23 protein-coding genes are annotated in these 18,920 nt (G+C 30.9%); 13 read left to right on the plus strand and 10 right to left on the minus strand.

Annotated features, from left to right (window positions below; translation table 11 throughout):
• Window positions 1-8 precede the first annotated feature (8 nt).
• Entirely contained in the window at window positions 9-497 is a 489-nt protein-coding gene (locus tag MMJJ_RS02670) for a hypothetical protein (protein WP_104837569.1), read from the plus strand.
• A 303-nt stretch (window positions 498-800) separates the two neighbouring features.
• Here the strand turns inward: MMJJ_RS02670 and MMJJ_RS02675 are convergent, their stop codons facing one another.
• Window positions 801-1,295 (minus strand): MarR family winged helix-turn-helix transcriptional regulator, encoded by a 495-nt coding sequence (locus MMJJ_RS02675; RefSeq protein WP_244901555.1) that lies wholly within the window; start codon window positions 1,293-1,295, stop codon window positions 801-803.
• Window positions 1,296-2,131: 836 nt separating this feature from the next.
• Between MMJJ_RS02675 and MMJJ_RS09280 the strand changes: the two genes are divergently transcribed.
• Complete coding sequence (locus tag MMJJ_RS09280; protein WP_158658960.1) at window positions 2,132-2,314, plus strand: hypothetical protein; 183 nt, start codon at window positions 2,132-2,134, stop codon at window positions 2,312-2,314.
• A 92-nt stretch (window positions 2,315-2,406) separates the two neighbouring features.
• Window positions 2,407-2,574, plus strand: a complete 168-nt coding sequence (locus tag MMJJ_RS09285; RefSeq protein ID WP_158658961.1) for a hypothetical protein — start codon at window positions 2,407-2,409, stop codon at window positions 2,572-2,574.
• A 40-nt stretch (window positions 2,575-2,614) separates the two neighbouring features.
• On the opposite strand, the gene MMJJ_RS02685 is transcribed toward MMJJ_RS09285, so the two are convergent.
• From MMJJ_RS02685 to MMJJ_RS02700, 4 genes are all read right to left on the minus strand, one after another.
• A complete protein-coding gene (locus tag MMJJ_RS02685) occupies window positions 2,615-2,929 on the minus strand; it encodes a hypothetical protein (protein WP_104837572.1) in 315 nt (104 codons plus the stop codon).
• Window positions 2,930-2,991: 62 nt separating this feature from the next.
• Window positions 2,992-3,282 (minus strand): WYL domain-containing protein, encoded by a 291-nt coding sequence (locus MMJJ_RS02690; RefSeq protein ID WP_104837573.1) that lies wholly within the window; start codon window positions 3,280-3,282, stop codon window positions 2,992-2,994.
• A gap of 362 nt (window positions 3,283-3,644) precedes the next feature.
• Window positions 3,645-5,372, minus strand: coding sequence for a hypothetical protein (locus MMJJ_RS02695; protein WP_104837574.1), 1,728 nt, complete (start codon window positions 5,370-5,372; stop codon window positions 3,645-3,647).
• A gap of 91 nt (window positions 5,373-5,463) precedes the next feature.
• The gene (locus MMJJ_RS02700) at window positions 5,464-5,742 is read right to left on the minus strand and encodes a MarR family transcriptional regulator (RefSeq protein WP_104837575.1); all 279 of its coding nucleotides are present in this window, start codon (window positions 5,740-5,742) and stop codon (window positions 5,464-5,466) included.
• Window positions 5,743-6,001: 259 nt separating this feature from the next.
• Between MMJJ_RS02700 and MMJJ_RS02705 the strand changes: the two genes are divergently transcribed.
• Both MMJJ_RS02705 and MMJJ_RS02710 read left to right on the plus strand, forming a co-directional pair.
• Window positions 6,002-6,130, plus strand: coding sequence for a DUF2080 family transposase-associated protein (locus MMJJ_RS02705; protein WP_244901577.1), 129 nt, complete (start codon window positions 6,002-6,004; stop codon window positions 6,128-6,130).
• Window positions 6,115-6,528 (plus strand): hypothetical protein, encoded by a 414-nt coding sequence (locus tag MMJJ_RS02710; RefSeq protein WP_104837576.1) that lies wholly within the window; start codon window positions 6,115-6,117, stop codon window positions 6,526-6,528. Before MMJJ_RS02705 ends, MMJJ_RS02710 begins: the two co-directional genes overlap by 16 nt.
• Window positions 6,529-6,562: 34 nt before the next feature.
• On the opposite strand, the gene MMJJ_RS02715 is transcribed toward MMJJ_RS02710, so the two are convergent.
• Both MMJJ_RS02715 and MMJJ_RS02720 read right to left on the minus strand, forming a co-directional pair.
• Window positions 6,563-6,967 carry a hypothetical protein gene (locus tag MMJJ_RS02715; RefSeq protein WP_104837577.1) on the minus strand — a complete coding sequence of 135 codons (405 nt, stop codon included), beginning with the start codon at window positions 6,965-6,967 and terminating at the stop codon, window positions 6,563-6,565.
• 10 nt (window positions 6,968-6,977) lie between these two features.
• Window positions 6,978-7,241, minus strand: coding sequence for a hypothetical protein (locus tag MMJJ_RS02720; protein WP_104837578.1), 264 nt, complete (start codon window positions 7,239-7,241; stop codon window positions 6,978-6,980).
• Between the two features lie 244 nt (window positions 7,242-7,485).
• Between MMJJ_RS02720 and MMJJ_RS02725 the strand changes: the two genes are divergently transcribed.
• The 6 genes from MMJJ_RS02725 to MMJJ_RS02750 all read left to right on the plus strand — a co-directional run bounded on the left by MMJJ_RS02725 (window position 7,486) and on the right by MMJJ_RS02750 (window position 16,611).
• A complete protein-coding gene (locus tag MMJJ_RS02725; RefSeq protein ID WP_104837579.1) occupies window positions 7,486-8,829 on the plus strand; it encodes an MAC/perforin domain-containing protein in 1,344 nt (447 codons plus the stop codon).
• Between the two features lie 10 nt (window positions 8,830-8,839).
• Entirely contained in the window at window positions 8,840-9,511 is a 672-nt protein-coding gene (locus tag MMJJ_RS02730; protein WP_104837580.1) for an endonuclease/exonuclease/phosphatase family protein, read from the plus strand.
• Between the two features lie 164 nt (window positions 9,512-9,675).
• Window positions 9,676-10,554, plus strand: coding sequence for a DUF5655 domain-containing protein (locus MMJJ_RS02735; RefSeq protein WP_104837581.1), 879 nt, complete (start codon window positions 9,676-9,678; stop codon window positions 10,552-10,554).
• 93 nt (window positions 10,555-10,647) lie between these two features.
• Window positions 10,648-12,153 (plus strand): class I SAM-dependent DNA methyltransferase, encoded by a 1,506-nt coding sequence (locus tag MMJJ_RS02740; protein ID WP_104837582.1) that lies wholly within the window; start codon window positions 10,648-10,650, stop codon window positions 12,151-12,153.
• A 17-nt stretch (window positions 12,154-12,170) separates the two neighbouring features.
• On the plus strand, window positions 12,171-15,269 hold the full coding sequence (locus tag MMJJ_RS02745) for a type I restriction endonuclease subunit R (RefSeq protein WP_104837583.1): 3,099 nt from the start codon (window positions 12,171-12,173) through the stop codon (window positions 15,267-15,269).
• 28 nt (window positions 15,270-15,297) lie between these two features.
• Window positions 15,298-16,611 carry a restriction endonuclease subunit S gene (locus tag MMJJ_RS02750; RefSeq protein WP_104837584.1) on the plus strand — a complete coding sequence of 438 codons (1,314 nt, stop codon included), beginning with the start codon at window positions 15,298-15,300 and terminating at the stop codon, window positions 16,609-16,611.
• 1 nt (window position 16,612) lies between these two features.
• Here the strand turns inward: MMJJ_RS02750 and MMJJ_RS02755 are convergent, their stop codons facing one another.
• From MMJJ_RS02755 to MMJJ_RS09290, 3 genes are all read right to left on the minus strand, one after another.
• Window positions 16,613-17,053 carry an EVE domain-containing protein gene (locus MMJJ_RS02755; protein ID WP_104837585.1) on the minus strand — a complete coding sequence of 147 codons (441 nt, stop codon included), beginning with the start codon at window positions 17,051-17,053 and terminating at the stop codon, window positions 16,613-16,615.
• A 78-nt stretch (window positions 17,054-17,131) separates the two neighbouring features.
• Entirely contained in the window at window positions 17,132-17,659 is a 528-nt protein-coding gene (locus MMJJ_RS02760) for a TATA-box-binding protein (RefSeq protein WP_104837586.1), read from the minus strand.
• A gap of 193 nt (window positions 17,660-17,852) precedes the next feature.
• Window positions 17,853-18,020, minus strand: coding sequence for a hypothetical protein (locus MMJJ_RS09290; protein WP_158658962.1), 168 nt, complete (start codon window positions 18,018-18,020; stop codon window positions 17,853-17,855).
• Between the two features lie 128 nt (window positions 18,021-18,148).
• Between MMJJ_RS09290 and MMJJ_RS02765 the strand changes: the two genes are divergently transcribed.
• Together MMJJ_RS02765 and MMJJ_RS02770 are read left to right on the plus strand one after the other, a co-directional pair.
• Window positions 18,149-18,472 carry a hypothetical protein gene (locus MMJJ_RS02765; RefSeq protein ID WP_244901556.1) on the plus strand — a complete coding sequence of 108 codons (324 nt, stop codon included), beginning with the start codon at window positions 18,149-18,151 and terminating at the stop codon, window positions 18,470-18,472.
• A gap of 11 nt (window positions 18,473-18,483) precedes the next feature.
• A complete protein-coding gene (locus tag MMJJ_RS02770; RefSeq protein ID WP_104837587.1) occupies window positions 18,484-18,894 on the plus strand; it encodes a hypothetical protein in 411 nt (136 codons plus the stop codon).
• Window positions 18,895-18,920 lie beyond the last annotated feature (26 nt).

Here is an 18,920-nt window from a genome sequence, read left to right on the forward strand (position 1 = left end):
GGTAAAAAATGGATTCCAATATTGATTTTGAAAATTTTGGATTTACTGAACTTTCTACAAAATCATCTACTATTTCATCTGAAATTTTGAGATATTTCACAACGTATTGTGAAGGTAAAAAGAAAGGTTTTGATAAATTAAATCCAAAAGAATACACAAATCTAGTTTTTCTGACCTTGATGTTAATAAAGCTATTAAAAGAAGAAATTAATGATATAAATTTGAACGAAGAGCAAAAAAGAACATTTTTAGTTTTCCAAAGATATGGATATCATGAACTTACTGGCGAATACGAAAAAAACTATTTAAAATATTCCATATGGCGAAAAGCCGATTTTTTAAAATATTCTATTGATAAATATGATATTTTTTTGGAAGAAAAGAATTCAGGATGGAAAAAAATCTATGCTATCCCAATACCAAATTACCGTCACATGGACACAATCGGGGCAGTTATTCTGCGTGTTGCAAATAAATTAGGAATATTTGATTTCTAAATTTATATTTTAGAAATAAATTCTATTTTTTTGAATATATATTGCTAGATAATACTCCATTTATCAAAATAACCTTTAAAAAGTCTTTTAATTCCGAAAAACTTATATATCATCAATATATATTAAAAATAGTTCCGTTAACTCAGTAGTTTTTTAACGCCTATAGGATATGATGGAAAAAGTTCTGGAAAAAAAATGAATATTCAACCCCGAATAAATTAACGGAACACCTTTTTCAGAACATTATATTAATAAGATTTAATGCTTTTTTAATATTGTTATGTTAAGACTAATCGAAAAAACTTAAATTATTGGCGGCCAGTCTGATTTATTGATATTTTTGTTCTGATCGTAAATAACATCTAATTTATTTTCAAAGTCTTTTGAAATTTTTCCAATTAAATATTTAAAATTTTCAAATTCTTCAGGATTTAAAAGTTCTTTTATTTCTTTTACAGTTATAATATGCATTTCTTCTTTCCACAAAAATAGATAATTTCCTTTTTTTGTTAATTCGACCCTTACTTCTCTTTTATCCTCTTCAGATTTTATTCTTTTAACATACCCTTTTTTTTCTAATTTTTTAGTCGTATTTGTAATTGCAGTATTTGTGTAGTTTAATTTTTCTGCAATTTCGGAAATTTTGGGATTTTCCATATAATAGACTGCCTCAAGATAAAATTTATCACTAATACTAATTTCCAAAAATTCTTTTTTCGAAATTCCCTGATAAAGGTAATCTCTTGAAACTGCATACATATATTCCCATATCTTACAAGTATCTTTTACTAATTCCATAATTAAACCTACAATAATATTCCTAATATTTTTCAAATATGATTTGATCAATATATATTGGTTTTATAAATTACTTTAAAATATCTGTTACGATTCCAACGTCCCGGCACATATTTCCTTTAAATTTTAGTAACTAATTATAATTTCAAAACAATACATGTTAATTAATACTCGTTTATTAAAAATCATATATATAATTTTATAATTTTATCGATGATTTAATTTTAAAACTAAAAAAGGAAGATTAATATTTTATCGAAGAATAATTATTTTAATCCAATTTAAACCATTAAATTCTGTTTATTATTAAAGTTTTTGATTTTTTCACGATGAAAAGTAGTAATAAGTAGAATACTAAATAAACCCATATGTGGGATAATATCCCATACTCCTACTTTGTGAATAAACTTGGGGCCAGGGGTCTGCTAATTTATTATTGCAAAAAATATCATACACCATAATGGAAATAGCTTAAAACCGAAATGTAACTGTATTTCGCAGATACGAACTTTTTTTATCTTTTTTATTGTGGCAAATGAATTTATTCCACAGGGGTGACTGTCAGAATAACTAATATCCATTTACCACAAAAACCAAAGAATTGAAAAAATTCAGAGACACTTTATTATATTTATTTTAAGGTATTTTAAACTTTTAATTTTTAATTTGTGGAATTTAAATAAATCGGTTATTCACTATTTTAAAAGTATAATTAAAGTTTAAATTGATTATAATTTACAATTATACGTTTAATTAAAAAAAGGACTTCATTAATTTGATAAATGTTAAATAACTCTGAGTTAAAAATATTAATTGTAAAACGAGGGGTGTTAAATATGCCAGACACTAAAAAACAAGATCCAAAAAAGCAGCAACAGCAACAAGCTCAGCAAAAGCAGGGTCAACAGCAACAAAAACAAGACCAACCGCAACAAAAGCAAGCTCAAGCTCAGCAAAAACAGGGTCCTCAGCAACAAAAGCAAGCTCAAGCTCAGCAAAAACAGCAACATAAAAAATAAGGTTTTTTTTAACCCAAAAAACCTTAAAATGAACGATTAATAACTAATAACCCACTCTTTTTTCACTTTTCAAAATATTGAAAGGGGTATTTATGCCAAACATAAAACAGGAAGAACAAAAAGAGCGCAATCAACAAAAAATAGCCGAATATCAACGAGAAGTTGGCCCACAAAAGCAGAAAAAACAGGAAAATCAAGATGTGCAGAAAGAAATTCGAAAAAAACAGGCACATCAGAAAAAACATCAACATAAAAGATAAAGTCTGTTAAATTCCGTAAGAATAATCAATTAACTACTTTTTAGTTTTTTATAAACTTTATAACTCTATCCATGAGACTTTTTTGATAAGATTCAATAGTTTGTATTCCATGATCTGTTATTTTAAGAGAAATTGAATAATTAAAATGTACTTTATCCATTTGTTTTTCAAGTAACTCCCCCTGTATTTGAATTAAATTCATTTTCGAGAGTTTTTTTAAATTTCTAATTAATTTATCTTCACCGTCTTCTTTAAAATAATTTATAAGATTTCTAAATTTGAATACGGGAGATTTTTCTGTTTTATAAATGAAATAAGCATAATTCAAGATATTTTTTTGGATTTGCTTTTCCATATTTTCTTCCCCGGATCAGTTCAAATAACAGCTATAAAAATTTAAAAACTAAATGGGATTTTTTAAACCTGCATTATTATTTTATCAATATAAAACTGGTTTTTTTCAAAATCTTTTTTAGATTCAAAAGATTTGTTCATCATAATTAAATCTTTGATATTTGGAATTGAATAAAACTTCCAATCAGGCCGATTTCTTGACTCAAAGGCCCATGTCTGAAATGCTTTTAAGATCCATTTTCCAGTATTGGTTATTACAATCATGTGCGGTTCAACTACTCTTGGCAGACCTTCGTACTGAAAAGTAACTGTTTTTTTACTTTTTATTGCCGTTTTTAATGTATTTATGACCATTTAAACCCCCTCAATTAAAATGGTTCTATACCTTAGTAATATAAATTTTAAAAATAGCCTTATTAAACTTTTTAGGTAGTCAAAACCAATATGCGGGGTTAAATTGAAATAATCTCGTAAAAAAGAACTTAAAAGGATTTTTAAAAATTGGAGCAAATTAAATACATTTTAGAATTTAAAATGCTCCAAGAGGTCTGAAAAAGCCATTTTTAAATCTGTTCAATTCGGGTCTGAAGAAATTATTTCTTCAGCAGTATAATTTCTAAAAATTGCAATATTAATACATTTTCTTCACATATTTAATCAACTTAAAAAGAGCAATTTGAGCTAAGAATTATTAAAATTAAAATGATAAGGTTATTTTAAAATTTATTTAAGTTAGAATGTATCTTTTCAATTCTTTCCATTTTCTCTTCATATTTATTTTTTCTAACCCATTTTTTAAAATTTCCATCAAAAAGATTATTGGTATTTAGATGGTGAATACTTTTCAAAATAGAATATAATGAGCCAGTATAGTTTTTAGATTCGAGTAAATCTATTAATTTAGAAAAAGAATTAGCTATTAACTTATGCTCTTTTTCAAAAAGATAAACTAAGCCAATTTTATAATCAAAACCTTTTGTAATTATTATTTCCCTGTAAAAATTCAATAAATATTCAATTAAGTATTTTACCTCGTTTTCATTTTCGCTTTCTTCGATTATTTTGAATGTATCTTTATTGATCATTTCTATTAAATCGGATATCCAGCGAGATTTTGTATGATGAATCTGAAATCGTGATATTTCATCCAAATTAGAATAAAATTTAACCCATTTAAAAATTAATTCTCTAGAGAGTGCCCACGAATATGTAAAAATAGACCTTAGATCATCTCCCTCATTATTTGATTTTATTTTTTCAAAGTTGTAAAGTTTGATTTTTAGAAAAGACTGTATTGTCTGAGAACAGACCCCTGTTATCATTATTTCTGACCCATAATCCCTCATGTCAATTAAACTTCTATTCGGATCATATTTTTCAATTGTATCATACGTTATATCATATATGCATTTTAATTGGTAATGTGCAACATGATTTTTATCACTAATGTGTTTATATATCGTTTCAAGTCCTGATATGGCTGAAACTTTAATATCTTCTTCATAATTCTCAGGATATTTCATAAAACATATTTTTTTAATTAAGTATGTGTACTCTTTTAAGAATCCTTTTAACTCAGAAAATTCGTACTTTTCAAATAAATCTTTAAAATACGTTCCAGATAGCAAATCCATACAATTTTTTAAAGCTTTGTACTGTTCCTGTTTTGCAAGAACTTTAAAAATATTTGCAATCATATCTACTGAATACGTTTGTATTTCATCTGTTGAATTATATTTTGATTTTGAATTATGATATGAAATAATTTCTTTGGTATCTATTGAAGTCAGAATGCTTTTTAAAATATTTTCGGGTTTTAATGTATCCATTAAATGTAAAAAATAAGTTGGAATAAGAAATATACTGAAAAACATTAAAAATATTGGTAAAAGGTTTATATTTAACCACATATCATTTTCCGAACTTGAAATAACCAGTAATAATCCTACCAATATTAAAAAAGGGGTAGTAACCAAGTAATATTGTACATATCTATCATTTTTATATATTTCCCATATTTCTGAACCATAAGTACTTGATGAAAGTTGAACTATCAAAAAGGTAACTGAGATTATTATTGAGGCTAATGTGGCATATACCATAGTAATATCCTTAAGATTTGAAACTACACCCTTGGAGTAAATATTTAAAAAAACCAATACATGAATGTTAAATAACAAATTAACTTTATTTTCCGATAAAACTGAGTATATATCTTTTATTTTTGTTGTTGTACTCATAATCAGTTCTGAAATTTTGTTATCCATGTTATCGCCCATTTTAGCCCATAATAGTAAATAAAATATATTCAAAAGCAGGAAAATTCCAAAAAACTCTGGAATTACCCAAATTCCAAAACCTATGATTAATAAATAGACTATGTAAAACATACTAAAAAAACAGATGAAAATAAAAAAATCATTTAGATACTTTTTAAATTCCATTTCTCCACCTTTAATTTATTTTACCCCATTAAATAAACTTAAATGTCCAATATTCGATCAAAATACCTTTAAAATTACTTAAAAATAAAAATTATTTATTTTCCCTTATTTCTTGCTCTAATTCGTACAAATCAATGACTTTTTTTCCGTTTTCAGTTATGGCGTAGTAAGATTTAGGCATTCTTTTGTTTTCTCTTTCTTCACGTCTTGAAACTAAATTTTTAGACTCCAATTCTCTTAATAGTCTGCTTAAATAACTTTTATCAAGCTGAAATTCTTCTTTAAGTTCTGAAAATCCAATTTCATCCCCTTCCTTTAGCCTATACATTAATTCTTTTACGTGCTTTTTTGCAAGGATACCGAACAGCATGTTTTAACCTTTATTTTTGAATATGGTAAAATATATGTTGTAGACTCTAAATAACATAGTGGACTTAATTTTAAAATAGTGGACTAAATCCGTAAACATTAAATAGGTGGATATCCCTTTATTATTATGTGGACTAAATTAGTAAACTATTGTATGAATTAGTATACTAAACTAGTACCACATAACCCGCCTGAACAGCACCCCCTCATTTTATTTTTTAAATATAAAGAGATGATGAAGAATCAAAGATGAAAAAACAATTGAAAAACAGGTAAAACCATTCGGAAACACTGGACACATAACCCTACCTAAAAAACTAGTTGGAAAACAAGTAGAAGTTAAAATTAAAGATGATACAAAAGGTGAAAACAAATGTCAGCAGAAATAGAAGAAAAAGTTTTAAGAAATCTAAAAAGCCACGAAGAATTGAGCGATATATTAAAATCAACACTTTATAAAATGTCCTTAGAAGGATTTGAAGCATTTGAAGACTACAAAAATTACGCGAATCCAGATTCATTCTCAAACGTTGTTAAAAAAATTGAATGGGTCGAACTGGTTGAAGATGACCGGTTATCAGTTCATAAATTGCAAAAAATCAAATTACCTGATTTAACAACAAAAACCACAGAAATTATGTCAGAAGGCAATTTAACAATAGATCAGTTCTTAGTTGGATATATTGTGCCAGAAGATAAAGTTATTGAAGAAATAAAAAAAGGAAACGAGCTTTATTATGTAAAAGATGCTGATTTATTCTACAAAATCAATGTTGACGAATTTTAATTATCAAACTCTTTTTACCGTTTTAATGATATTACTACACACCCAGTTTTGATTTGAGTGCATCAGATCCAAAGTGCGAAACAATGACAATACCTACCAAATATGTAAAATGGGCCACGATAGTACCTACAAGCTCGGTATCCTGCGTTGGAACTTCTTTGAATATGTAAAATGTAATAACCATCATATATACTGCAATCATTGTTCCGGTAATTGCGTCTTTTATTGATTTTGAATCATTGGGATCTTCAGAATAAATCCGTTTAGATATCAAATATAATCCAAAAAATACAACAAGCGACATCGAACCAAATGCCCAAGAAATACTAACCCGATAATTAAATCCGGTATCAAATGTTGCTAAAAATAACATCAAAACGCTCAAAAAGACCGTTGATATGGCTATTAAGAGTATACTTCTCCATTCGTTTAAATTCACAAATATCCCCTCATCGAATAATCAAATTTTTTCCAAGTGAATTTATAATTTTTATTAAAACATCAGACCTCATCTTGTAGCTGTCATCAGTATAAACCCTGTGAACCATTTTTCTGGAAATTTTCGACATTTTATAAAATTTGTATTGTGATTTATCCCCTATTAAAAAACGGATTGCAGGAAGTAAATCTTCGCTTTTAGACAATATTATTTCAAATTCATCGTTATTTTCGCTGGATTGTTCTTTAGGATTTATATCGTTCTTTTGGTACATTTATTGGACCCCCGGTGAGTAAACAGGGGTATTTTATTGTTAAAAATATTTATTGTTTAGTCGGAGTTTTTAAGTTATTATTAAATTTAAGATTTGGGTTATGCCCTGGTTAAACCAACCATATAATTTTTGAAGATTTAAAATAAAAGATTGCCCTTCCAAACGCAAGTTAAACGTAATCAACATCTTTTAAAAAAGAGTTTATGTCGGAAATTAAAAATCAAAAAACCGGCGGAGGGGTTAAATGGCAGACGTTAGTCTATCAAATACTATTGACGAATTACCCGGGCTTGATGCACTGGGCACTGGTTACGATATTTTTGGCGAATATGCAAATCCAAAAAGCGTAAAATCAAAAATATTTAATCTCGGACCTCAAAAAGAAATTGTTGTAGAGGGAAAAACGTTTCTAATTCCCGAAGTCGTAAGATACACAGAAGTAATGCAGGGCGTTTTTGATTCCAGGTTTGGAAAAACGCTGAAAGAATATTCTGAAAAATTAAAAGTAAGTACTGGCCTTAAAGGAAATTATGGATTCTTTCAAGGGTCAATTACCGCTTCTTTTGATAAATCAACACTGCAACGATCAGAATACGAATATTCTACAGTAAATGATGACGTTAAAAAATGGGTAATTGCACTGCCATCTAAAACCGATTTGAAAGTTAAATCAATGTTGGATTCAACGTTCAGTAGAGATTTAAACGGAAAAATGGATCCAGAAACTCTTTTTGACACTTACGGTGCATACTACTTGCATGAAGTTATAGTTGGTGCCAGATGTTCATACAACTCGTCAGTGAATAAAAAAACACTTGACCAAAGCGTGAACGTTGAAGTAGCTGCTGAAATGTCTTATAAAAAGTTCGTAAATTCAATTTCAGTAGACGAAAAAACACAGTATGAAAGTCAGATTAAGGAATTCGATTCAAATTCTTCGACAGGAACCGAAGTTCTCGGCGGAAAACCCGAATATGGTCACTACATAAACCAGTCTGGAAATTATGATAAATGGATTGAATCAATAATTGATTATCCCGTATTTTCAGGATTTACAGAAAACAGTTTAGTTCCGATCTGGGAATTGTGTACTAATGACACTAGAAAAACCGAATTAGAAAATGCATTTCCTGCATATGCTGAGAAAAAAACAATGCCGTACAGTCAGTACTGCATAACTGATCTTTCAGTAATTGAATCCGATAAAGGAGGTGCTGCCCCACCTTACGGATTTAAAAAAGTTGACATGGACTTAAACAAAGGTGCAGGCGGAAAATATATTTATCTCTGCTACAAGGAAGGCCTTGACACAACAACACCAATTACCGACATTGTGGTACTCCATGGAAAAAATGCAGATGCTCCTAACGGCTATACAAAAATAAACGTGGATTTAAACCATAAAGCCGGTGGAAAATATATCTACCTTGCATATTCAAGACAGACAAATAATAACCCGATAAGAAGCGTTGTTGTTGTCAAAGGTAAAAACGCAAATGCGCCTTATGGGTATGAAAAAATCGATTACGATTTAAACAAAGGTGCAGGCGGCGAATACCTCTATTTATGCTATTCTAGGTATTTCTAAGGTGTTAAACATGGTAAGAGTAATTACTTGGAATATGCAAGGTGCATGCCATTCTACAGAAGGAAAATGGAGAGTAGATATTCCCATATTAATGGATATGGCAGATATCTGCTGTTTACAAGAATGCGGAACACTTCCAAGCACTGCAATACTACATACTGATTATATTTGTGATTATGAAGATTTTAAACTATATACATGGAATCTTGGAACTTGGGACAGGCCCAATATTTATTACATACTCCATTACTACTGGGATGCAGGGGCAAATCGGTGTAATTTAGCAATAATAACTAAAGAAAAACCTAAAAAAGCCCATATTGTAACAAATGGTACATGGTACGAGGGAAGACCTTCGATAGGCATATTGTACAATGGAATGAATTATTTCACAATACATGCATCAGCAGGTAGTCGGGGTGGCGATGCTGCAAAGATGCTTGATGATATAGATGGATTTATTGATCCGGGTGAAAACTGGTTTGCGGCAGGCGATTTTAACAGGGAACCTTATGATTTAATTATTTCCTATACAAAATGCCCTGCAAATGGGAATACTCATCCTGCCATACACCCTGAAAAGATGTTGGACTACGGAGTTTTAAAAGAAGGAGATTCCGTAACAGGAACTGTTGTTTCAGATTATAGATCTGACCATTATCCAGTATTATTTGAGCTATAATCGTTTATTTGTTTAATAAATCGATTAATTTTTCTTTTTTTTACGTTAAATCAAATTTAAAAAGAAGATTATTTTAAAATTGAAAAGTAACTCTTTTTATAAGCTTAATTTATAATATAATTATATTATTTTTACGGGATTTTAATTAATTTAGGGGGAAATTCATGTCATTGTTTAAAATTTCAGGAAAATCTGTTGAAAAAATGAATTCAACGAAGAATATTGAGAGAAAAATTCAAAATCTGTGTGAAAACAACCTTGAAGAAATATTTGGTGTTAAATTTTTAAGGTCTGAATACCCGACTACTACTGGCGGTCGTATGGATACGTTAGGAATTGATTTTGAAGGAAATCCTGTGATTATTGAATATAAACAGGTTGAAAGCGAAAACATAATTACTCAGGGGTTATTTTATCTTGACTGGCTTATTGATCACAAGGGGGATTTTGAACAGGTTTTAAACAAAGCCGGTGTTGAAATGGAAGTTTCTTGGGATTCTCCGCGCGTTATTCTCGTTGCAAAATCTTATTCTAAATATGACACTTACGCAGTAAACCAGTTTTCTGGAAATATCGAGCTCTGGAAATACATGATTTATGATGATGAAGTGTTACATATCGAAAGAATAAACCTTGCAAAAGACGAAAAAGAAAAAGCTATTCGCCATAAATCGAGAATAACCTATCAAACGTATGAAATAGACCACCATCTAGCCGGAAAACCCGAAAACATTGTAAATTTATATTATTTAGTTCGGGATGAAATTTTGAAACTTGATGAAAATATTTCTGAAAAAATTAACAAATATTACATTGCTTATTTGATAGATAGACAATTTTGTGAATTTGTGGTTCAAAAAAACGCTTTAAAAGTTTATGTTAATGTCAATAAAGATGATCTCGATGATCCAAAAGATTTATCTGAAGATGTTTCAGAGAAAGGTCACTGGCCAACAGGACATACTTGTTTGAAAGTAGAAAAAGAAGAAGATATTCCTTATGCGATGGAATTAATTAAACAAAGTTACGAGAAAAATCTTTAAATTTTCCTTTCTTTTTTAAATTAATATATAAAGCCTTTTTATAGTCTTAATTTATAATATAATTATATTATTTTTAGTTATAAGGTGGGCGTAATGGCAAAATTAGGCTTTGAAGAAGACCTCTGGAAAGCAGCAGACAAATTAAGAGGAAATATAAACGCTTCAGATTATCGTAATGTCGTATTAGGACTTATTTTTTTAAAATATATCTCAGATGCTTTTGAAGAGAGATATAAACAGTTACTTTTGGAAGTTAAAGACGGGGCAGACCCTGAAGACCCTGATGAATACAAATCAAACATTCATGGAAAAAGTGTATTCTGGGTTCCAAAAGAATCTCGATGGGAATACATCCAAGAACGTGCTAAATTAGACTCTATTGGAGTTGTTATTGATGGCGCAATGGAATTAATTGAAAAGGAAAATTCAAGATTAAAAGGAATTTTGCCAAAAGAATATGCAAACCCAACACTTGATAAAAGAAGACTTGGTGAACTTGTCGATTTAATCGGACGTATAACTTTAATCGACAGGGAGCACTCACAAGATATACTTGGTAGAGTTTACGAGTACTTTTTAGGGCAATTCGCAAGTGCTGAGGGTAAAAAAGGTGGTGAATTTTACACTCCTGACTGTATTGTAAAATTACTCGTTGAAATGATTGGACCCTACAAAGGAAGAGTATACGACCCTTGCTGTGGTTCTGGTGGAATGTTTGTTCAAAGTGAAAAGTTCGTAATTGAACATTCTGGAAAAATTAACGATATTTCAATTTACGGGCAAGAATCAAACCCGACAACATGGAAACTTGCAAACATGAACCTTGCGATTCGAGGTATTGAAGCAGATATTAAATTTGGGGATTCTTTCCACAATGATTTACACCCTGATTTGAAGGCTGACTTTATTCTTGCAAACCCGCCATTTAACATCAGTGACTGGGGAGGAAATCTGCTTAATGATGATAAAAGATGGAAACACGGAGTTCCACCAACTGGTAATGCAAACTTTGCATGGGTTCAACACATGATCCACCACCTTTCAACTACTGGAATTGCAGGCTTTGTTCTTGCAAACGGTTCGATGTCATCAAATACATCAAGCGAAGGGGAAATCAGAACCAATATAATTAATGCAGGGCTTGTTGATGCGATTGTTGCGCTTCCTTCACAGTTATTCTATAACACACAGATTCCTGCATGTTTGTGGTTTATAAGACGTGGAAAAGAAGTTCGAAAAGGTGAAACACTCTTTATCGATGCTCGTGAAATGGGGGAAATGATAAGCAGGAAAAACAGGTCCCTTACTGAAGAAGATATTAAAAAAATTGCAGGCGTTTATCATTCCTGGAGAAATGGTGAAGGTTATGAAGATGTTCCCGGATTTTGTAAATCTTCAGATATTTCCGATATTGAAAAACAGGGTTTTATCTTAACACCTGGTCGATATGTTGGATTTAAAGAAGAGGAAGATGACGGCATACCATTTGAAGAAAAAATGGAAAAATTAGTGTCTGAACTTAAAAAGACGTTTGAAGAAGGGGAAATTCTTGACAAACGGATAAAAGAGAATTTGAAAAAACTGGGGTACGAAATTTAAGGTAATGAGGGGGTAAAATGTCTAATTTATGTGAAGATACGATTGAACAGGGGACTCTTGAGCTTTTAAAAAGTATTGGATACGAAATAATTTCTGGTCCTGAAATTGCGCCTGATGGCACTTCTCCAGAACGTAAAGATTATTCTGAAGTTGTACTTGTTTCTCGCCTTAGAAACGCAATTTCAAGAATAAATCCAAAAGTTCCAGAGGTTGCAAGGGAAGATGCACTTCGAAAAGTATTGAGGCTTGAAAATCCAAATTTACTCATGAATAACGAGAAGTTTCACGAGTTTATATTTAAGGGAATTGATGTAGAATATCCAATTGATGGAAGAGTTAAGGGAGATAAGGTTTACTTACTCGATAAAAACCCGTTAAAAAACGAATTTGTTGCAGTAAACCAGTTTACAATCATTCAAAATAATAAAAACAGGCGGCCAGATATCGTTATATTTGTAAATGGGCTTCCACTTTCTGTAATCGAACTTAAAAATCCTACAAAAGAAGATGCTACAATTTGGAGTGCTTATAACCAAATTCAAACGTATAAATCGGAAATTTCAGAACTTTTTAAGTATAACGAGCTTATCCTAATTTCTGATGGTACGGAATCGCGAATAGGTACGCTTTCTTCAAATAAAGAGTGGTTTTTACCGTGGAAATCAATTGATGGAACTTCTGAAATTAATAATGGAGTAAGCCAGCTAAAGATTTCAATTCTTGGAATGTTTGATAAAACGCGGTTTATTGACATAATAAAGAATTTTATTGTTTTTAAAAAGGATGGAAAAGACATTATAAAAGTTATTGCAGGATACCACCAGTATTTTGCGGCAAATCGTGCAATCGAAAAAACTATTGAAGCAGTTTCTGGAAATCGCCGGTGTGGTGTTGTATGGCATACGCAAGGGTCTGGAAAAAGTCTTACAATGGCGTTTTATGCTGGAAAACTTGCAATTACTCCAGAACTTAGAAATCCTACAATTGTAGTTGTAACTGATAGGAATGACCTTGACGACCAGCTCTTTGGAACGTTTGCGTCATGTATTGATGTATTAAAACAGACTCCTGTTCAGGCCAAAAATGCTGAAGACTTGAAGGAACAGTTGCAGGTTGTATCGGGTGGAGTAATCTTTACAACGATGCAGAAGTTTTCTGTAGATGAACTTAATGCAAAATATCCGATGCTTTCTGATCGAGAAAACATAATCGTGATGGCTGATGAAGCACACAGGAGCCAGTACGGACTTAAAGCGAGATCTGTTGAGAAAAACGGTGAAGTTGGTATAACTTATGGTTTTGCTAAATATTTGCGTGATGCGCTACCAAATGCTTCATTTATTGGATTTACAGGAACTCCGATAGACTTTGAAGATAAAAGCACCCGTTCGATATTTGGTGAATATATCGATATTTACGATGTAAGGCGGGCTGTTGCTGATGGTAGAACTGTAAAAATCTACTATGAAAGCCGTGTTGCAAAAATCGGAATTGAAAACGACGTTCTTGCTAAACTTGACGCAGAATTTGAAGAAGTTACAGAATTTGAAGAAAATTATAAAAAAGAGAAATTAAAGGGCAAATGGGCACAGCTTGAAGCGATTGTTGGAAGCAGTGACAGGATTTCAAAAGTTGCACAGGATATTGTCAATCACTTTGAAAAACGGGAAGAAACGCTTAGTGGAAAAGCAATCGTTGTATGTATGAGCAGACGCATTTGTGTTGACCTTTATGACGAAATTATTCGTTTACGGCCTGATTGGCATAATGACGATGACAAACTCGGTGTTTTAAAAGTTATAATGACAGGTTCTGCGGCTGACGGTACAGAATGGCAAAAACATATACGTTCAAAAGGAAAACGAAAAGAGCTTGCTGAACACTTTAAAAATCCTGAAAGCGAATTTAAAATTGCGATTGTTCGTGATATGTGGCTTACTGGCTTTGATGTTCCGTGTTTGCACACACTTTACATCGATAAGCCTATGAAAGGGCACGGATTAATGCAGGCGATTGCAAGGGTAAACAGGGTATTTAGAGATAAGCCTGGAGGACTTGTTGTTGACTACATCGGAATTGCACAGGATTTAAAGTATGCGCTTATGAATTACACTTCATCTGGCGGTACTGGAAAACCAACATATGATATAGAAGATGCAGTAAACCTCATGAAATCAAAATACGAAGCTATGAAAGATTTCTTTTATGGCCATGACTATTCAAAATTCTTTAATGGCACAAATATTGAAAAAATGGATGTAATTCCAGAAACTTTAGAATTTATCCTCACTCAGCCTGACGGGAAAAAGCGGTTCGTTAAACTTGCGCTTGAACTTATAAAGTCATACGCTCTATCTTTGCCGCATGAAGAAGCCGTAAAAATCCGTGAGGAAGTCGCGTTCTTTACAGGGGTTAAAGCGGCACTGTATAAAAATACGGAAATTTCAGGAAAACCAGAAGATGAACTAAACAGCGCGATAAAACAGATTGTATCGGGTGCAGTTCGAACTGATGGAATAATCGATGTATTTGGTGAAGCAGGACTTGAAAAACCCGATATTTCGATTCTGTCTGAACAGTTCCTCGAAGATGTAAAAAACATGAAATATAAAAATTTAGCACTTGAAACGCTTAAAAAAATATTGAATGACGAAATAAGGGCTAAATTTAAAAACAATCTTTTGCAGGAAAAGAAATTTTCAGAGATGATTGAAAACGCGATTAAAAGATACCACAATAAAGCGATAGATTCGGCGGCAGTTATTCAAGAACTCATAGCAATTGCGAAAGAAATTGAAAACGCTAAAAGAAGAGGGGAAGAATTACATTTAACTGAAGAAGAGCTCGCATTTTACGATGCGTTATCAGACAACGATTCAGCAAAGGAAATTTTAGGAACAGAGATTTTAACAGAAATTGCACGAGAACTTACAGAAACATTAAGGAATAGCGTATCTATTGACTGGGAAGTTAGGGAAACTGTAAGGGCAACTTTAAGAGTTAAAATTAAAAGGTTACTTCGAAAATATGGCTATCCTCCAGACAAACAGCAGATTGCAGCGGACCTTGTTTTAAAACAGGCTGAAACAATTTCTAAAGAATGGATTAAGACTTAAATTTACATGAAAAAAGGTTTGATAAAAAATGGAAAATGAATTTAAAGATACAGAGATTGGAAAAATTCCTGTTGATTGGGAAATTGGGGAATTAAAAGACCTTGCAAATATCACAATGGGGCAATCTCCACCATCAAAAACATACAATGAATGTGGTGAAGGATTGCCATTTTTTCAAGGTCGGAAAGATTTTGGTTTAAAGTACCCCACAGTTACAATGTGGTGTAATGAACCGAAAAAAACCGCTGAAAAAGGTGATGTATTAATTTCAGTGAGGGCTCCAGTTGGAGATATAAACATGTCCATACAAAAATGCTGTATTGGGCGTGGTTTGGCTTCATTAACCCATAAAGTATTGGATGACAATGAATTTTTATATTATTTAATGAAAGAATCTGAAAAAAGATTGGTGGGAATGTATGAAGGTACAGGTACAGTTTTTAGTGCAGTTACTAAAAATGATTTAACCACATTTACGATACCATTCCCACCACTCGAAGAACAGCAAAAAATCGCACAAATTCTATCATCAATCGACGACAAAATCGAAAACAACAACCAACAAAACAAAATTTTAGAAGAAACCGCTAATTCAATTTTTAAAGAATGGTTTGTCGATTTCAATTTTTTAAATGAAGATGGACTTTCCTATTTAGAAAATGGCGGAGAAATGGAATTTAACGAGGATTTAGGAAGTGAAATTCCAAAGGATTGGAAAGTTGGGAAATTAAGAGATGTAGTGGACTACTATATCGGCGGTGGCTGGGGAAAAGAAGAAAAAGAAAATGATTTTCCACAGGATGCTTTTGTTATTCGAGGAACGGATATTCCAAATGCCCGATATGGAGGTATTAAAGATATTCCTTTAAGATACCATAAAGAATCAAATTATGCATCAAGAACTATAAAACCCTTTGATATTGTGTTAGAAGTTTCAGGAGGCAGTAAAGGACAGCCTGTTGGTAGAAGTTTAATGATTCTTCCAGAATTATTAAATCAACTCGATAATAAATTAATCTGTGCGAGTTTTTGTAAATTAATGAGATTAAAAGATATTATAAGTCCATATTACGTCGATTTATTTATAAAAGACCTGTATTCTACCGAAAAAATTATGCTGTACCAGCAACAATCAACGGGAATTTCAAACTTCAAATTTGAATTTTTCCTAGATGATGTAAATGTAATAATCCCTAATGAAAGGATAAAAGAACAGTTTAATGATATTTTAAAAGATATATATTCAAAAATTGGGCAAAATGGTATTCAATCCCAAATTTTAGCGAAAAAAAGAGATTTACTGCTTCCAAAATTGATGAACGGGGAAATTCGATTAAAATAAATTAATTCCCAATAATTTTTTTATAATCCCCTTCCCCAATCTGGGCCATTGCTCGTCTTAATGAACCGGACCAGTGCATTTTATTTTTAATAAATTCCATTTCGGGAACCAATTCTTTAAACAAAATCGGTTTTTCAAATATCTTAATTTCTTTTAATTTAATCCTTAACGGATACACTTCTTTTGGATTATTTGGGTGTGCTTCAAAGATTTTTTTATTATCTTCTTTAATTTCAGAAGTTACCTCATAAACTGCTCGTATATATTGCGGTTTTGCTTCAGATATTTTAGTTTTTGATTTTCCCATTTCGTAAATTATTAAATAATCCCCTAAATTCACTTTTGAAATTGTATTTTTGTAAGTTTCAGAAACTCCCCAGATTTTCTTTTCTTTTATTACATTCCAGTTTTCCTCAGTCGTAATACATAAAAAATAGTTCACTTAAACCACCTGAAAATTAAAAACACTTTTAACACAATAATTTTGTAAATTTTGGTATAATATAATTATGTTTTAAATCTAACTTTTTAAATTTTCTAAAATCCAATTAACCGCAGATTCTAATTCTTCATTTGATTTTACGCCATTTATTATAATTTTTCCCGATTTGAATATTAAAAAAGTAGCTTTTGGAGTTTCGGTTTTTAAAACTGCACCCGGAAACTGTTCTGGCTCATATTCTGCCCCAAAATGTTCAGAAAGTTCTTCGAGATCGAATTTTTTATTCAAAGCTATATTCGCAACAATATTGTAAATTTTAATTTTTGGTCTTTTATCAGTGAAATCTAACTCATTTAATTTATCAACAACTTCCAAAACTGCGCTTTTTGCTTCTTCAATCGATTTTGAGCCAGCAGTATTTAATTTTCCAGATTTAAATATTGTAACTATCCTTTTTGTATCGGGGCGTCGGATATAGACACAATGGTAACTATCGGGATCATATTCTGCATTTTCTATTAATGGATAAATTTCTTCCAAATTCATTGGAGTTTTAAGGTCACATGACCCGACAACATTTACAATTTTAATTTCTGGAAGTTCCATCGTTTTTGCCTTGATTAAAAATTTTTCTTTGATTTTAAAGTGTTAATTACATTATTTATTTGTTTTTAAGTTATATAAAATTCAATAAAAAAAAGCCCCTTAATAATTACTCGGGGGGATTAATTATATATCTATATAATTAATTAGGAAATAAAACAATAATAAATGCTTATTTTATCATATAGAAAATAGATTATTCTTCATCTTCGGCTTTGAAGATAATTAAACATTTTTTTCCATCGATAACGTCTAATTTTTTATCAATGTCTTCATTTTCGTCTACGCCGATAAATTCTAATTCTGTTTTATTTAATCCGCAAACGAAGCCACTTCCAACTTTTCGAACTTTTACTTTTACCATAAAATCTTCCATTTACTTTTTGATATATATTTTAAATGACTTCGTATATATAGGCGTATATATAGTAAATTATATATATAATTGTATATACATTAGTATATATCTTAATAAAACGAAGAGGTGATGATTTGAAGGGTAGAAAAAAAGAGCTTAAAGCGCCAACTCAGGCTCTTTTTATCTTAGAGTCGTCTGATTTATCTAAAATAGACAGTCTACGAACCACCACCGGAAGAGAAGTATCTCGTTCGGCATATATAAGGTCTGTGATTCGTCAAACATTCGATAAAATTTCTGTAATTTCAGAAAACGAGCATTTAAACAAAAAATTGCAGAAAATAACAGAAGAAAACCAGAATTTAAAAGAAACTCTTTCAAAAGAAGTTGAAGAAAAAGAAGCGTTGTCTAAAAGAATTGAAGAATATGAAAGCTATTTAAAAAGCGAAACTGCATAAAAGGTGAAAAAATGACTGAAATAGAAGAAAAAGTTTTAAGAAATCTAAAAAGCCACGAAGAATTAAGCGATATTTTAAAATCGACACTTTATAAAATGTCTTTAGAAGGTTTTGAAGCATTCGAAGACTATAAAAATTACGCGAATCCAGATTCATTCTCAAACGTTGTTAAAAAAATTGAATGGGTCGAACTGGTTGAAGATGACAGGTTATCAGTTCATAAATTGCAAAAAATTAAACTGCCAGACCTTTCAACAAAAACCACAGAAATTATGTCAGAAGGCAATTTAACAATAGATCAGTTTTTAGTTGGATATATTGTGCCAGAAGATAAGGTAATCGAAGAAATAAAAGCAGGAAATGAATTATATTATGTAAAAGATGCGGATTTGTTTTACAAAATCAATGTTGACGAATTTTAATTATCAAAAACTCTCTTTTTACAGTT

Source organism: Methanococcus maripaludis (genome assembly GCF_002945325.1).
Lineage (GTDB): Archaea > AGJL01 > Methanococci > Methanococcales > Methanococcaceae > Methanococcus > Methanococcus maripaludis.

Bases quoted from the DNA above. Each gene is read 5' to 3' on its own strand.
- MMJJ_RS02670 (WP_104837569.1), top strand. From the start codon at position 9: ATGGATTCCAATATTGATTTTGAAAATTTTGGATTTACTGAACTTTCT.
- MMJJ_RS02675 (WP_244901555.1), bottom strand. From the start codon at position 1,295: ATGGAATTAGTAAAAGATACTTGTAAGATATGGGAATATATGTATGCA.
- MMJJ_RS09280 (WP_158658960.1), top strand. From the start codon at position 2,132: ATGCCAGACACTAAAAAACAAGATCCAAAAAAGCAGCAACAGCAACAA.
- MMJJ_RS09285 (WP_158658961.1), top strand. From the start codon at position 2,407: ATGCCAAACATAAAACAGGAAGAACAAAAAGAGCGCAATCAACAAAAA.
- MMJJ_RS02685 (WP_104837572.1), bottom strand. From the start codon at position 2,929: ATGGAAAAGCAAATCCAAAAAAATATCTTGAATTATGCTTATTTCATT.
- MMJJ_RS02690 (WP_104837573.1), bottom strand. From the start codon at position 3,282: ATGGTCATAAATACATTAAAAACGGCAATAAAAAGTAAAAAAACAGTT.
- MMJJ_RS02695 (WP_104837574.1), bottom strand. From the start codon at position 5,372: ATGGAATTTAAAAAGTATCTAAATGATTTTTTTATTTTCATCTGTTTT.
- MMJJ_RS02700 (WP_104837575.1), bottom strand. From the start codon at position 5,742: ATGCTGTTCGGTATCCTTGCAAAAAAGCACGTAAAAGAATTAATGTAT.
- MMJJ_RS02710 (WP_104837576.1), top strand. From the start codon at position 6,115: ATGTCAGCAGAAATAGAAGAAAAAGTTTTAAGAAATCTAAAAAGCCAC.
- MMJJ_RS02720 (WP_104837578.1), bottom strand. From the start codon at position 7,241: ATGTACCAAAAGAACGATATAAATCCTAAAGAACAATCCAGCGAAAAT.
- MMJJ_RS02725 (WP_104837579.1), top strand. From the start codon at position 7,486: ATGGCAGACGTTAGTCTATCAAATACTATTGACGAATTACCCGGGCTT.
- MMJJ_RS02730 (WP_104837580.1), top strand. From the start codon at position 8,840: ATGGTAAGAGTAATTACTTGGAATATGCAAGGTGCATGCCATTCTACA.
- MMJJ_RS02735 (WP_104837581.1), top strand. From the start codon at position 9,676: ATGTCATTGTTTAAAATTTCAGGAAAATCTGTTGAAAAAATGAATTCA.
- MMJJ_RS02740 (WP_104837582.1), top strand. From the start codon at position 10,648: ATGGCAAAATTAGGCTTTGAAGAAGACCTCTGGAAAGCAGCAGACAAA.
- MMJJ_RS02745 (WP_104837583.1), top strand. From the start codon at position 12,171: ATGTCTAATTTATGTGAAGATACGATTGAACAGGGGACTCTTGAGCTT.
- MMJJ_RS02750 (WP_104837584.1), top strand. From the start codon at position 15,298: ATGGAAAATGAATTTAAAGATACAGAGATTGGAAAAATTCCTGTTGAT.
- MMJJ_RS02760 (WP_104837586.1), bottom strand. From the start codon at position 17,659: ATGGAACTTCCAGAAATTAAAATTGTAAATGTTGTCGGGTCATGTGAC.
- MMJJ_RS09290 (WP_158658962.1), bottom strand. From the start codon at position 18,020: ATGGTAAAAGTAAAAGTTCGAAAAGTTGGAAGTGGCTTCGTTTGCGGA.
- MMJJ_RS02770 (WP_104837587.1), top strand. From the start codon at position 18,484: ATGACTGAAATAGAAGAAAAAGTTTTAAGAAATCTAAAAAGCCACGAA.